Annotated in this window: 15 protein-coding genes; 11 read left to right on the forward strand and 4 right to left on the reverse strand. The window is 61.0% G+C overall.

All coding sequences use genetic code 11. The annotated features are described in order from the left end of the window. Positions 1 to 8: 8 nt before the first annotated feature. Together ABHV46_RS11580 and ABHV46_RS11585 are read right to left on the reverse strand one after the other, a co-directional pair. Positions 9 to 1,400: a M20/M25/M40 family metallo-hydrolase gene (locus ABHV46_RS11580; protein ID WP_438381591.1), complete on the reverse strand. Its 1,392-nt coding sequence runs from the start codon at positions 1,398 to 1,400 to the stop codon at positions 9 to 11. A gap of 31 nt (positions 1,401 to 1,431) precedes the next feature. Continuing rightward, positions 1,432 to 2,211 (reverse strand): alpha/beta fold hydrolase, encoded by a 780-nt coding sequence (locus tag ABHV46_RS11585; protein WP_336946097.1) that lies wholly within the window; start codon positions 2,209 to 2,211, stop codon positions 1,432 to 1,434. Positions 2,212 to 2,388: 177 nt separating this feature from the next. Between ABHV46_RS11585 and ABHV46_RS11590 the strand changes: the two genes are divergently transcribed. The 8 genes from ABHV46_RS11590 to ABHV46_RS11625 all read left to right on the forward strand — a co-directional run bounded on the left by ABHV46_RS11590 (position 2,389) and on the right by ABHV46_RS11625 (position 9,319). Beyond that, positions 2,389 to 4,128: a chloride channel protein gene (locus ABHV46_RS11590; protein WP_438384377.1), complete on the forward strand. Its 1,740-nt coding sequence runs from the start codon at positions 2,389 to 2,391 to the stop codon at positions 4,126 to 4,128. A gap of 126 nt (positions 4,129 to 4,254) precedes the next feature. Then, entirely contained in the window at positions 4,255 to 4,596 is a 342-nt protein-coding gene (locus ABHV46_RS11595; protein WP_336946098.1) for an AtpZ/AtpI family protein, read from the forward strand. A gap of 90 nt (positions 4,597 to 4,686) precedes the next feature. After that, positions 4,687 to 5,436 (forward strand): F0F1 ATP synthase subunit A, encoded by a 750-nt coding sequence (locus tag ABHV46_RS11600; protein ID WP_438381592.1) that lies wholly within the window; start codon positions 4,687 to 4,689, stop codon positions 5,434 to 5,436. 58 nt (positions 5,437 to 5,494) lie between these two features. Beyond that, a complete protein-coding gene (locus ABHV46_RS11605) occupies positions 5,495 to 5,719 on the forward strand; it encodes an ATP synthase subunit C family protein (protein ID WP_023977841.1) in 225 nt (74 codons plus the stop codon). A 22-nt stretch (positions 5,720 to 5,741) separates the two neighbouring features. After that, entirely contained in the window at positions 5,742 to 6,344 is a 603-nt protein-coding gene (locus tag ABHV46_RS11610) for a F0F1 ATP synthase subunit B family protein (RefSeq protein ID WP_336946100.1), read from the forward strand. An 11-nt stretch (positions 6,345 to 6,355) separates the two neighbouring features. Continuing rightward, a complete protein-coding gene (locus ABHV46_RS11615; RefSeq protein ID WP_336946102.1) occupies positions 6,356 to 6,883 on the forward strand; it encodes an ATP synthase F0 subunit B in 528 nt (175 codons plus the stop codon). Positions 6,884 to 6,932: 49 nt separating this feature from the next. After that, the gene (locus ABHV46_RS11620; RefSeq protein WP_336946103.1) at positions 6,933 to 7,658 is read left to right on the forward strand and encodes a glycosyltransferase family 2 protein; all 726 of its coding nucleotides are present in this window, start codon (positions 6,933 to 6,935) and stop codon (positions 7,656 to 7,658) included. Between the two features lie 8 nt (positions 7,659 to 7,666). Further along, positions 7,667 to 9,319 (forward strand): ArnT family glycosyltransferase, encoded by a 1,653-nt coding sequence (locus tag ABHV46_RS11625; protein ID WP_438381593.1) that lies wholly within the window; start codon positions 7,667 to 7,669, stop codon positions 9,317 to 9,319. A 91-nt stretch (positions 9,320 to 9,410) separates the two neighbouring features. On the opposite strand, the gene ABHV46_RS11630 is transcribed toward ABHV46_RS11625, so the two are convergent. Beyond that, complete coding sequence (locus ABHV46_RS11630) at positions 9,411 to 9,542, reverse strand: hypothetical protein (RefSeq protein WP_336946105.1); 132 nt, start codon at positions 9,540 to 9,542, stop codon at positions 9,411 to 9,413. 180 nt (positions 9,543 to 9,722) lie between these two features. Further along, positions 9,723 to 10,235 carry a DUF2721 domain-containing protein gene (locus ABHV46_RS11635; protein WP_438381594.1) on the reverse strand — a complete coding sequence of 171 codons (513 nt, stop codon included), beginning with the start codon at positions 10,233 to 10,235 and terminating at the stop codon, positions 9,723 to 9,725. Between the two features lie 152 nt (positions 10,236 to 10,387). On the opposite strand from ABHV46_RS11635, the gene ABHV46_RS11640 reads away from it, so the two are divergent. The 3 genes from ABHV46_RS11640 (at position 10,388) to lldD (ending at position 13,863) form a co-directional block, all read left to right on the forward strand. After that, positions 10,388 to 11,206: a creatininase family protein gene (locus ABHV46_RS11640; protein WP_438384379.1), complete on the forward strand. Its 819-nt coding sequence runs from the start codon at positions 10,388 to 10,390 to the stop codon at positions 11,204 to 11,206. A 25-nt stretch (positions 11,207 to 11,231) separates the two neighbouring features. Next, positions 11,232 to 12,539 (forward strand): YncE family protein, encoded by a 1,308-nt coding sequence (locus ABHV46_RS11645; protein ID WP_438381595.1) that lies wholly within the window; start codon positions 11,232 to 11,234, stop codon positions 12,537 to 12,539. Between the two features lie 181 nt (positions 12,540 to 12,720). Beyond that, complete coding sequence (gene lldD, locus ABHV46_RS11650) at positions 12,721 to 13,863, forward strand: FMN-dependent L-lactate dehydrogenase LldD (protein WP_438381596.1); 1,143 nt, start codon at positions 12,721 to 12,723, stop codon at positions 13,861 to 13,863. Positions 13,864 to 13,888: the final 25 nt, after the last annotated feature.

A 13,888-nucleotide genomic window follows, 5' to 3' on the forward strand; every position in this document is an offset into this window, starting at 1 on the left:
GGTCGGGTTTAGTTCTGCGACAGGGCGGGAATGAGTGAGAGCAGGAAATGCATCCCGGGCGTAATGGCCGAGAGCGGTACGCGCTCATTCAGCCCATGGCTGAAATCGTCGGACGCTTTCATGAAGATCGGGCTGGCGCCGTAGGCGGGGATACCCTTCTCTCTGAACCACATGCTGTCGCTCGCGCCGGAACTCATGCTCGGAAAGACCGGAACATTCGGAAAGGCCTCATGAGCGGCGCGCGTCACGGCTGATGGGAGTGGACCATTCATTGGCGAAGGCTGCGTTTCCACAGAGCCCTGGCTGTGATCTTCGATATGCACCGAGGGATCGTCGATGATGGCCGATAGCTCGTGGATGATATCCCCGCGCGAATGGCCGGGGAAGATCCGGCAATTGATATTGGCATCGGCATGCTGGGGGAGGGCGTTAAGGGCATGGCCCCCTTTGATCATGGTCACGACGCAGGTTGTGCCGATGGCCCCGACGAGAGACGGATCGGCGCGCAATGTAGCGACGGCCTGCACATTATCCGGGCTTGCAGCGAATATGCGCATGGCCGAGGCGAGGCGAGGCGAGGTAAAACGCGCGGCATTCAAAAAGTAGCTGCGTGTCAGGGCGTTCAGCTCTGGCCTGAAGGGATGGGTCTGAATTTTCACGAGAGCCTGAGCCAACACCGAGATAGCGTTGCGCTCCCGCGGTTCGGAGGAGTGGCCGCCCGGGTCGGCGACCATCAGCCCGATATCGGCATAGGTCTTCTCGGCGCCGGACCAGCTATAGAACAGCGGGCGGCCCGTTTCCTCATCGAGCGTGCCGCCGCCAACGTCGAGATTCAGCACCTCTTCTGCATTGGGGAACTGGTTCGCCAGAATCTGGCCGGTTTTCATCGCCGTTTCTTCATCGCCGGAAAGTGCGAGAATGATGTCGCGCTTGGGCTTGTAGCCTTGATGGTGAAGATGAAGCAGCGTCGTGATCGCCAGCGCGTTGCTCATTTTCATGTCTGAAGCGCCACGACCGTAAAGATAGCCATTCTCCACGACCGGGGTGAAGGGATCGCGTGTCCAGTCGGAAGGGTCGGCGGCCACCACATCCATATGACCGGAAATTACGAGTGGTTTGAGCGTGTTCTCTTGCCCGGCCCAGCGAAAGACCATGTAGGCGGTGTCGTTCAGTCGGGTGATGGTGATCGCATCGGCGGGAAACCCGCCATCGACAAGCGCCTTTCGATAAAGCTCCGCGACGTTGATTGTCTGGTTGTGTACGCCCGCGACCGAACGAAAGGCGATGGAGTCTTTTGCCAGGGTAAGCGCCTTCAGCCCGTCCCGTGTGAGGGTGGGTAGCGGGTCGGCCTGCGCGGAACCGATGGAAAGCAGCAGCAGCAGCGCGGCACGTTTTATCATGAGGCGTTACCTTGAAGAGAGGGTGTGTCGATCAGATGGCCTCTATGAACCCAAGCATTTTCTCAGAGAAAAGCTTCGGATTATCTGCGTGAAGCCAGTGACCCGCATCGGGAATGGTCTCGAGCCGGTAATTGGGGAAAAGCCTGCGCATGACAGGCTCGTGATCCTTGCCGATATAGGGCGAATGCTCGCCTCTAAGGAAGAGCGTCGGCCCCTCATAGACATAGCCCTCCGGAACGTAAGGCCAGTTCTCGATATTGGTCATCGAGTTTGTGATGTCCTGTAGTCCGATCTGCCAGCCCGGCTCGGTGCCCAGACGGACATTCTGCAGCATCAGGTCGCGAACGCTGCGGTTGGGAATGTCTTTGGCTAGGAGTTGATCGGCCTGCTGCCGGTCCAACTGATCGGGAAAGTGAATGTGCAGCATGGCCTCTGCCAGAGCGGCCTGGCCGAACCCGGTGCGGGCAGGGGCCATGTCGCCGATCAGAATTCCGGCAACGAGTTCGGGATATTGCAGCGCCATGATCATGGCGACTTTGCCGCCCATCGAGTGCCCGACCAGAATGGCGGGGAGTGCTTCGTTGGCGCGCAAGGTCTCTACCACGTCTTCGACCATCAAGGGGAAGTCCATCGGGCCATGAGGGCTCTCGCCATGGTTGCGCAGGTCGAGCGCCAGAGTGCGATGCGTGCGCGAAACCTGACGTTGGAGAAAGCCCATATTGCGCGCTCGTCCGAACAGCCCATGCAGAAAAACGACCGGCGGATGTCCGCCCGGCTGGGCCGGGAGGCGTTCGATGACGTTTAGCAGCACGGTAGAAGGCTCCTTTCAGGGAGGCAGATTGCGCGAAGTCTGGGGTTTTCTGTTGCCTGCGGCAAGTCCGGGCGACAATAAGGGCATCGCTCTCCGTCTGTCTTCAAAGCCATGTGAGGATCTTTCTTGGCCTCAGGGTTTCGCAGAACGTTCGACTGGCTCCGGCATGTAGCGCATGTGCCGTACTATGTGCGTGCGCTCGTTCGATCCAATGAAATCTGGTTGACCGTCCTCGCGGCTTGCGTGGGCGTTCTGGCCGGGCTGAGCGTCTGGGTCATGACGCGCAGCACGCTTTACGCGCATCGTGTGCTCTATGCCCTTCATAATGACGGGCGGCTTTCTGGCCTTGCCAGTCTCAGCCCCTGGCGCACCGTGCTGATGCCGTGTCTCGGCGGGGTTGTGCTCGGGGCTTTCGGGGTCGTGCTCGCCCGTCGTTTCAGCCACCGGCCGGTCGACCCGATCGAAGCCAATGCCCTGCGTGGCGGCCGTATGTCGGTGCGCGATAGCGTAATCGTCGCATTTCAGACCTTTCTCTCGAATGGGAGCGGCGCGTCTCTCGGACTGGAGGCCGGGTTCACGCAGATCGCCGCGGCGTTGGGAAGCCGGTGCGGCCGTCTGTTTCGGGTGCGTCGGTCCGACCTGCGCATTCTTGTCGGCTGTGGCGCAGGAGGCGCGATCGGTGCGGCGTTCAACGCGCCTATCGCCGGGGCCTTCTACGCCTTCGAGCTGGTGATCGGTACGTATTCGCTGGTCAATCTTGCACCTGTTGCGGTCGCCGCCATCGCCGCTGTCGGGACTGTGCATCTTCTGGGTGGGGTCAGCACGACACTGACGCTGCTGCCTCATGCGCCGCTGACGCTGCATGAAACCGTACCGGTGCTCGTGCTTGGCGTATTTTGCGGGCTCGTCGGCATCGCGACGATGCGTGGCGTGACGTGTGCCGAGGCCCTGTTCAGGCTGGTGCCGCTGCCGGTCTGGCTTCGTCCTGCGCTCGGGGGCGTCGTGGTGGGAGTGCTGGCGCTTTACTCCCCCTCCATTCTGTCCGCGGGCCATGCTGCTGTCATCAAGGTGCTTGAGGAGGGGCTGACGCCTCTCCCCTTGATGCTGCTCCTGATCCTGAAAATCACGGCTTCTTCCATTTCCATTGGCAGCGGGTTTCGCGGTGGGCTGTTCTTTGCCTCGCTCTATCTGGGTGTGCTGGCTGGATCGCTTTACGGTTTCGGCATCGCGGCCCTGGGTGTTGGCGGCCTGTCTGTCGCGAGCTGCGCCGTTCTGGGCATGAGTGCTACGGCAGTTGCGATCATTGGCGTACCGATGACCATGACATGTCTGATTGTGGAGATGACAGCCGATCTGACCCTCGCGAGTGGGGTATTGCTGGCGAGCGTGCTTTCGATGCTCACCGTGCGCCGTCTTTTCGGGTACTCCTTCGCCACATGGCGTTTTCACCAGCGCGGCGAGTCGATTCGTTCAGCCATCGATGTGAGCTGGCTGAGGGCGCTCACCGTCGGGCGTCTGATGCAGCGCGACTTTCCCTGCCGGTCGGCCGATATGAATCTGGGGGATGCGCGGCAGTGTTGCCCGCTCGGTATGGCGCCTCATATCGTGCTCGTTGATCAGGACAAGCGATATCGCGGGATCGTGTTGGTGTCCGAGATCCACGCTCCCGATCATCCGCCCGGTCGTCTCCTGGAGACGCTCGCCCAGCATCGGGATGCCATGCTTTTACCGGGGATGGCATGCGAGGAGGCTGTACATTTCTTCGAACGCGCCGAAGCCGACGCCCTCATCGTGGTTGAGGATGTAGTAACGTGCCGGGTTGTGGGGTTGCTGAGCGAGAAATACGTGCTGCGTCGTTACGCCGAGGCACTGGATCGCACGAGGCGCGAACTGGCCGGTGAGGTGCGAAGGATCTGAGCCGCCCGAATGACACCAAGAAATCATTGTCCTGCTGTTACGAGGCGTTGACAGGACACGTCTTGATGGGTAGCAACCGCGCACCAAGGACTCCCCGCTTCGGGGAGAAAAGCGAGGTATGGAATCGTGGGCGCACAGGACGACCTGAACGTTTCCTCGCACGCGGGCACAGGCCCTGAGAGCTTCGACAAGAGGCTTGCAGAGGCTGAGGCCCGGATGCGCGGCAAAAGCGGCAAGTCGGACGATGTTTCTACGCAGGATGGTGGCAATGCCGATTATTCGGCATTCGGGCTGGCGATGAGGATCGGGACCGAAATGGTCGCGGCACTGGTTGTCGGTGTGGTTCTGGGTTATGGGCTTGATCGCCTGTGCGGAACCAAGCCTCTCTTTCTGATCCTCTTCTCGCTGGTCGGCGGTGCGGCAGGAATGCTGAATGTCTGGCGTGCGGTGAAAAACGCCAACGTCTGATATCCCGGCGCAGGGTGATGCGTCGGTTTTTGGGTTTTTATGGATTGCCGGGGTCCTCCCGGGATCTGCATCGTAAACGGGAGAGGCAGCTTGGCCGCCGGATCAACGATTGACGCGCTCGGCCAGTTCGAGCTTCATCCTGTTCTCGGGCAGATCGGCGAGGCGCTGCGCTTCAGCCAGTCTCCGGCTTTCATGCTGGTGGCTGTCGTTCTGGTTCTCGCCTTCCTGTATGTCGGCATGCGCCCTGCCGCAGTTGTGCCGGGACGGATGCAGGCCGCCGCCGAGATCGGCTACGACTTTATCCATAACATGGCTGTCGAGACCATCGGTAAGGAGGGCACAGCCTTCTTCCCGTTCGTCTTCGCCCTGTTTTTCTTCATTCTGGCCGGTAATTATCTGGGCCTGATCCCTTATTGCTTCACGTTCACGAGCCATATTGCGGTCACGGTATCTCTGGCCATTCTCGTTTTCGTGGTGTCGATCCTGGCCTCGCTGAAATATCAGGGTATCAAGTTCTTCGCGCATTTCATGCCTGAAGGCGCCCCTGTGTTCCTTGCGCCGCTTCTGATCCCGATCGAGATTCTCTCCTTCCTTTCGCGACCCGTCAGCCTGTCGATCCGACTTTTCGCCAACATGATGGCTGGTCACGTTCTGCTCGAAGTATTTGCTGGCTTCACCCTGATGCTGGCAGGTCTCGGAGCTTTCGGGTCGGTGCTGGCTGTGGCGCCTGTCGTCATCAATGTCGCGCTGACGGCTCTGGAATTGCTGGTGGGCGTTCTGCAGGCTTATGTGTTCGCCATCCTCACCTGCATTTATCTGCGTGAGGCTGTGGCGCACTGACGTGCACGCCCCGATCCACGCTCAACTGTTGTTTCGTCGTAACCAAGGAACCTGACTCATGGACGTCTCTGCTGCTCGCGAAATCGGCGCCGGTATTGCTGTTATCGCTCTTGCCGGTGTCGGCATCGGCCTCGGCAACATCTTCTCCACGCTGGTGAGCTCGATCGCCCGCAACCCGGCTGCCCGCCCCCACGTGTTCGGCCTCGGCATGCTCGGCTTCGCGCTGACGGAAGCCGTCGCGCTGTTCGCTCTTCTGATCGCCTTCCTGATCCTCTTCGTCTGATCGAAAGGCAGGGATAGCCATCATGCGCCTTCCGTCTCGAAATCTCGCTGCCCCGCTGGCCATCGCGCTGGCGCTCGGCACTGTGCCGGGACGGGCCTTGGCCGTTGGCATGCCGCAGCTTGACTTCTCCAACCCCCTGCTCATTGGGCAGGTGGTCTGGGGAGCGGTCATTTTCGCGGTTTTCTACGTCATTCTGAGCCGCTCGGCCCTGCCGCGCATCGAAGGGGTTCTGACCCATCGACGCAACCGGATCGAGGGCGATCTCGATATTGCCCGCCGTGCCCGTGACGACGCTGACCGCGCCGTTGACGAACTGCGTCGCGCCCGTCATGACGCGGCCGCGCAGGCCCAGGCCAATATCGATCGGGTCGTTCAGGAAGCCCGTTCGGCTGCCGAAGCCCAGACCCATGAAATGAACCATCGGCTCATGGCCGATATTGCCGAAGCCGAGAAGCGTATTGCCTCTGCTCGTGCAGAAGCGCTTGCCAGCCTGCCCGGCGTGGCTACCGAGACGGCCCAGAGCCTGATCGCGAAGCTGCTGCGCCCCGCCGGTGTCGAGAATGCGATCTCCGAGGCGCAGGTGCAGGACGCTGTCCGCGCCGGTCTTGCGGCAAGCAGAGGCTGAGGGATAAAGCGATGTTCCACGATCAACGTTTTTGGGTCGCTGTCTCCTTCGTTGCTTTCTTCGTGCTGTTCGGTGGCAAGCTCTGGAAGGCTATCGCTGCCGTTCTGGATGCCCGCGCCAATCAGGTGCGCAGCAACCTTGACGAGGCGAGCCGCCTGCGCCGTGAGGCCGAGAAGATGCTTGAGGATGCCACGCGTGAGCGTGAGCAGGCCTTGGCAGAATCCCGCGCCCTGATCGAGCGTTCGCGTGAAGAAGCTGCTGCCATCGCCGAGCACGCCCGCCGTGAGGCCGAGGCAGTCGCATCGCGCCGCGAACAGATGGCACGCGACCGTATTGCGGCTTCCGAGCGCCAGGCCATTCGCGAAATGCGCCAGGTCGCAGCCGATGCCGCAATTCAGGCGACACGTGCTCTGGTCGGTCAGTATCTGCACTCCGAGCAGGCCGGGGCTTCAGCCCTGCTTGACCGGGGTATCAGCGATCTGCCCCAGGCGCTCAAGGCATCGAACGAGGCCGGATCGCGCAGCCAGAGCGCTGCGTGACCGAACTGTCCGGGTTGCTTGCCCGGACAAGCCAAAGGCGGTTTCTGCCATGAGTGTACGACTTTCCATCGTCATTGCCGTTCTCAACGAGGCGGAAAATATCCGTCCGGTCTGCGAAGAACTCGCGACCGTTTTCGAGAACGCACCCGATATCGAAATTCTCTTCGTCGATGATGGCAGCACGGATGCTACCTGTGAGGCGCTTCTGGCGGCACGCAAGGGGCTTATGCCGGGGCTGCGTCTGTTAAGCCATGACAGGCGTCGTGGAAAGTCGGCGGCGCTTCGCACGGGCATCGAGGCCGCACGCGGACACTGGATCGCGACACTCGATGGTGACGGTCAGGACGACCCGGCAGTGATCATCGACATGCTCAAGCAGGCCGAGGCCTGCGAGGAGGGCGAGCCGCTGGTAGTGGGGGTTCGCCTCAAGCGCAATGACCGCCTGTCGCGTGTCGTTGCTACCAAACTAGCGAATGGCCTGCGTCGTCGGCTTCTCAACGACGGTTGCCCCGATACCGGGGCACCTATGAAACTCTTCGCGCGGTCCGCTTTCCTGCGTATTCCCCAGTTCGAGGGCGTACACCGCTTTCTTCCCGCCCTGCTTGGTTGCTACGGGGCAAAGCTGATCTGTGTCGAGACGCGCCATCGTGCCCGCCTGCACGGTCAGTCCAAATATACCAATTTCAATCGCGCGCTCGTCGGCATCCGTGATCTTCTGGGTGTCATGTGGCTGCTCAATCGTACGAGACTGCCGGGCCGCGTAACCGAACGCTGAGGGCTCTCATGACTCTGACCTGGCGCCACTATCTCGGCGTGGCCTTGCTCACCCTGCTGATTTTCCTGCCGGGGCGTATGAGCCTTGTGCCCCTCGATCGTGACGAGCCGCGCTATATGGAAGCCTCGGCGCAGATGATCGAGAGCGGCAATTTCGTCGATGTCCGCTTTCTCGACCAGCCGCGCTATCTTCAGCCTGCCGGTATCTACTGGCTCGAAGCCGGCGCACAGAAGCTCTTCGGCGGACCTCATGACCGCCACGTCGCCTGGCCCTATCGCATCCCCAGCCTGATTGCCGCTGTTTCTGCCGTCACGCTTACAGCCTATCTTGGCGCGACACTGTTCGGCGGTCTGACCGGTCTTGTCGCTGCGGCCTTCCTGGCCGTGTCGACGCTACTCACTGCCGAAGGGCGGATGGCGACCATCGATACGGTGCTGCTGCTGGATATCCTTCTGGTCGAGACGGCGTTGCTACGCGCCTATATCGACCAGCAGCGTAATCGTGAGACGTCCATCGGTATCGCTCTGCTTTTCTGGGGCGCTCTGGGTTGCGGTCTGATGCTCAAGGGGCCGGTGGTGCTTATCCCCGGGCTGGCAACGCCTCTTGCCTTGCGCATTATCGAGCGTCAGGCGTCCTGGTTCGGCCGTCTGCGGCCACGCTGGGGCTGGCTCGTCACGCTTGCCGTGGTGCTCCCCTGGTGCGTTGCCATCGGGGTGGTGAGCCATGGGGCGTTTTTCTCCCATTCGGTAGGCACCAATTTCCTGGGCAAGATCGGTCACGGTCAGCAGGCCCATGGCCTACCGCCAGGCTTCCATCTGGTTGTGTTCCTGCTTGCCTTCTGGCCGGGGTCGCTTTTTCTCGTCCTTGGCCTGCCAGCCATCTGGGCGCGTCATCGCGAGCCTGCCGTGCGCTTTCTGCTCTGCTGGATCGTGCCGCACTGGCTCGTTTTCGAAGCGATTGCGACCAAGCTGCCGCATTATGTCCTGCCCACCTATCCGGCTATTGCCATACTGGCCGCAGCAACCTTGACCAAATGGCCGCTCAGTCGTCCCAAGGCGTTGTGGGCGCGTGGTTTCATGGTGTTCTACACGTTGCTCTGGGGCATACTGGCGATTGGCTTCGTCGTGGCTGGGGTGATCCTGCTGTGGCAGAGCGAGCACCGGCTCGATTATGGCACGTTGATTGCGGTGTTCGGCGCTCTGCCTCTGGTTCTCTACGCATTTTGGTTACTGCGGCAGGCGCAGCGTCTGCGAGCTGCCTTGGTGGCAATCGGCGCCGCTGTCGTGGTGCATGCGGGCATCTTCCTGACGGTCATACCCAATCTGGGCCTTTTGCAGCTCGCCCCGCGTGCAGCAGCACTCTATGACGATTATCGCCCGTGTGAAGACAGCACGCTGGTCTCGGTTTCTTATTCCGAGCCGAGCCTTGCTTTTCTGGCAGGGTCGAACACGAAGCTGCTCGGCGTGCCTAAAGCCGCGGATTATCTTGCGGCAAATTCTTCCTGTGCGCTTGTGCTGGTGGACCGCAAGGACGAGGCGGCGCTCACGACGCAGATGTTGGAAAAAGGTTTTTCGCTGACGGAATATGGCCGGGTGACCGGTCTCAATTATTCCAATGGCCACCATCTGGATCTGGGGCTCTACGCGCCTGCGCGCAAGTAAACTATTCAGATGAATAGCTTGAAGACGGGAGGCGATCCGGATCGGTATCGCGTCTCTTCTTCAAGTAATCATGGTATTGATCGTCGCAAAATCAGGCCGTACGGTCGGCGGCAATAGTGGCAACCAGAAGAGCGCCAATAACGGGAATGAAAGAGACCATCGTGAGGGTGCTGAGGGCACTGATCGGATGGGCGATGAGATTGGCGATTTCGACGCTGAACATCAGGGTTTCCTAGGGAGTTTGGTGTGTGGCGGCGGAAAAAGCGCCCAAACCCAACCGAAGGCAATCGCTGAAAACGCGTTCCAGCAATGCAGTAAATGCATGGAACGATCGTGTTTTCTATTTTATCGTTATTTACCACCAGGTCAGGTAATAAAATTACCTGACCTGCGCGACGATGCGCTATCTTGTTGCTTTGACCATGGCGACGGGCTTGGGCAAGGCGCCATCTCTTTTCAGTCCATGCCAGGCCAGAAACGTGTCGGCGAGGAAGGCAGAGAGTGCGCCGACCGTGCAGAACAGGGCACCGCCGAAGAGAAAGATGAGCCAGGCGACGGTCTGACTGTTATGAAGACTGCCCAGAAAGAGCGCGAGCGCCGCGCCGCAAGTCGAGGCACCGCCGACCCCGCCCAGCATGACGGCACTGTCGAGCGCGACGATACGTCGGCGCAACCGCCGCTGGTGACGCTCCAGCCGCGCTGTTTCCTTGGTGTCGTCATTGGCCTCGCCCAGACGATGGGCGACCTCTTCCACATGGTCGGAAACGCGGGCGAGCCGTGTATTGAACAGCGTCAGCAGAGACGCGACGCCCGAGAGCATGAAAACGGGTGTCAGCGCGACCTGAATGACATGCGCCACGCTATCGATCGGTTCGGGGGCCAGAAGGGCATTGAGGCCGACGGGGTCGAGCGCCATGAGGCGATGGCTCCATATCTGAGTCGGAATAAGCTGGGTGTTTTACAGCTCTGGCAAAACTCTGCAACATCCGTGCCCGGCTCTGGCGCCTGTCCACACCTGTGATAGAACTGCGGCGGTTTCTTCAGGAGGACGTCGCGCGCGTGGCTTTTATGACCTGTCTCCGCCCTGCTGCGCGGGGCTTTTTCCTGTCGGTTCTTCTGGCCGCGGCGGCTCCGGCATGCGGGGCGCTTTCCGCCGTCCATGCCGAGACTGTCTCTTTCGAACGATTGACCTGGACCGAGATCCAGGCGCGTTTGCAGAGCGGTACGGATACGATCATCGTGCCTGTTGGGGGCACCGAACAGAGCGGCCCCTATATCGCGGTCGGCAAGCATAATGTGAGGGCGCAAACCCAGGCGGAGCGTATCGCCGGACGTCTGGGCCACACGCTCGTGGCGCCGGTCATCGCCTATGTGCCCGAGGGCAGCACCACGCCGCGCAGCTCGCACATGCGCTTCCCCGGTACTATCTCGATTCCGCCTGCGGTATTCGAAGGGGTGATTGAGGGCGCTGGAGAGAGCTTCCATGTTCAGGGCTTTCGCCGTGTCGTTTTCATTGCCGATCATGGCGGATATTTGTCCTATCTCAAGGCAGCCGTAGAAAAGCTGAACAATAAGTGGCACGGTCAGGGAGAAGCCCTCTATCTGGCTGCGTATTATGACAGTATCGGCGGCGCTTTTGCCGACGCCCTGCGTCAGAAAGGCCTTGGCGCGGCGCTTGGCAAACATGCCGATCTGAGCGACACGGCGCTGATGCTGGCAATCGACCCGACGATGGTGCGTCAGGACGCTCTCGAAAAGGCGCCCCTGCCGGGAGTCGCTCAGGGCGTTTATGGTGGAGACCCGCGTCCCGCTACGGTGGCGTTGGGGCAGATCGGAACGGATATTCAGGTTCAGGCAGCGCTCAGTGCCCTTGGCAAAGCCCGCTGAGATGAGTCGTTTTCAAGGAGCATCTATGAAGTTCTCACATCACGCGTTCATCGTTTCGCTGTTCGGCGTGGCGCTCGGCGCCGCCCCGGCGACATGGGCGCAGGACACCACGCCGAATGCTGTTCCGGCGGCCCCTTCGAAACCGGCTGACGCGGCGGTTTCCGCACCACAGGCCCAGCCTGCCTCACAGACAAACGCCCCGACCTCTGTTGACCCTGCCACGGCAGCGGCGCCTGCCGCCCAGGCGACGTCTGGCGCCGTGCAGACCATTCCCGGCATGCCAGCCGTGATCGACCCGAAGAATATCTATAGCGAGACGGTCGCCGGCAGGATTTCGCCCGCCATCAAGGACGATCTGGCGCGGGTCTATGTGCCCAATCTGCGCGGCAACAGCGTATCGGTCATCGACCCTGCGACTTTCAAGGTGGTCGATACCTTCAAGGTGGGCCGCAGCCCGCAGCATGTCGTACCGAGCTGGGATCTGCGCACGCTCTGGGTCACCAACAACGCCGAGGGCAGCAATGACGGCAGCCTGACCCCCATCGATCCGCGCACAGGCAAGCCGGGCACGGCCGTCACGGTAGACGACCCCTACAACATGTATTTCACCCCCGATGGCAAATACGCCATCGTGGTGGCCGAGGCCCATGAGCGTCTCGATTTTCGCGATCCGCATAGCATGGCGCTGATCGGTTCGGTCGAGGCTCCCCAGTGCAAGGGCATCAACCACGCCGATTTCTCGATCGACGGGCGCTATGCCATCTTCACCTGCGAGTTCGGCGGCTATCTGGCCAAGATCGACACCGTCAATCGCAGCCTGATCGGCTACTTGAAGCTTTCCAAGGGCGGTATGCCGCAGGATATCCTGACGGCGCCCGACGGGCATAAATTCTATATTGCCGACATGCATGCCGATGGCGTGTTCGTGGTCGATGGCGACAGCTTCAAGGAGACCGGCTTCATTCCAACCGGTCCCGGCACGCATGGCGAATATCCGAGCCGCGACGGCAAGTTCATGTATGTGGCCAATCGCGGGTCGCACAAGATCCATGGCCCGCGCCACAGCCCCGGCAGCGTATCGGTTATCGATTTCGCGACGGACAAGGTGGTCAGGACCTGGCCGATCCCCGGTGGCGGCAGCCCCGATATGGGCAATGTCAGCGCAGACGGAAAGCTGCTTTGGCTCTCGGGACGTTTCGATGACGTGGCCTATGCCATCAATACCGAAACCGGCGAGATGAAGAAGATCCCTGTCGGCGCCGAGCCGCACGGTCTGACCGTCTGGCCTCAGCCGGGCCGTTACAGCGTCGGTCATACCGGTATCCTGCGCTAAGCAGTCCCCGGTTTTCCCTGTCGCCCCATTCTGGCTTTTTGGGCCGATGGGGCGCTTTCGGCAGGCGCATGGCCTGAAAGAGTCCCGTCTGGGCACCACGGTGATGTGACTGGACGCCTCGGGGTAATGCGGTCCTGCTGGACGTTGACAATAAGACGTTCATTCTCAGGAGCCCGATCCCATGCTGATTTCCGCCCCGACGGATTTTCGCAAGGCTGCGCGCCGCAAGCTGCCGCCTTTCCTGTTCCATTACATTGATGGCGGGGCCTACGCGGAACATACGATGCGGCGCAATCGGGCTGATTTGTCTGATGTCGCGTTGAGGCAGCGCGTTTTGCGCAATGTCTCCGGTCTCGATACCTCTACCACGCTTTTCGGCCAGAAACTCAGCCTCCCAGCCGCCCTTGCGCCGGTTGGGCTGACCGGCATGTATGCGCGACGCGGCGAAGTTCAGGCGGCACGCGCCGCTGCTCGCAAGGGCATTCCCTTCACGCTTTCGACCGTTTCGGTTTGTCCCATCGAGGAGGTGCAGAGCCAGAGCCCCGCGCCGATCTGGTTTCAGCTTTATGTGCTGAAAGATCGTGGTTTCATGCGCAATGTGCTGGAGCGCGCACGCGATGCAGGGGTGACGACACTCGTCTTCACGGTCGATATGCCGACGCCGGGCGCACGTTATCGCGACGTGCATTCGGGTATGTCCGGCCCCTATGCGGCGGCGCGGCGTATCGCTCAGGCAGTGCTCCATCCCGAATGGGCCTGGGATGTTGGTCTCAACGGAAGGCCGCATGATCTGGGCAATATCTCGACCTATCGCGGCCACCCGACGGGGCTCGAAGATTATATCGGCTGGCTGGCCCAGAATTTCGACTCGTCGATCAGCTGGAAAGATCTGGAATGGATACGCACGTTCTGGAAAGGACCGATGCTGATCAAGGGGATTCTCGACCCTGAGGATGCCCGCGACGCCGTGCGTTTTGGCGCCGATGGGATCGTGGTGTCCAATCATGGAGGCAGACAGCTCGATGGCGTCATGTCGAGTTGTCGTGCCCTGCCGCCTATCGCGGATGCGGTGAAGGGCGATCTGGCCATTCTGGTCGATTCCGGCGTGCGGTCGGGTCTGGATATTGCCCGCATGGTCGCCCTCGGTGCGGATGCCGTGCTTCTGGGGCGTGCCTATATCTACGCCCTTGCTGCAGGCGGGCAGCGCGGGGTCGAGAAGCTTCTCGATCTGATGGAGCGCGAATTGCGCGTTGCCATGACCTTGACCGGTGCACGGTCGATTGCCGAAATCACGTCGGAAAGTCTCGTGAAAGCCATAGGCTGATCCGTCACGTCAGGCGGCCCTCAGG

Origin of the sequence: Asaia sp. BMEF1 (genome assembly GCF_051628905.1) — a bacterium.
Classification (GTDB): Bacteria; Pseudomonadota; Alphaproteobacteria; order Acetobacterales; family Acetobacteraceae; genus Asaia.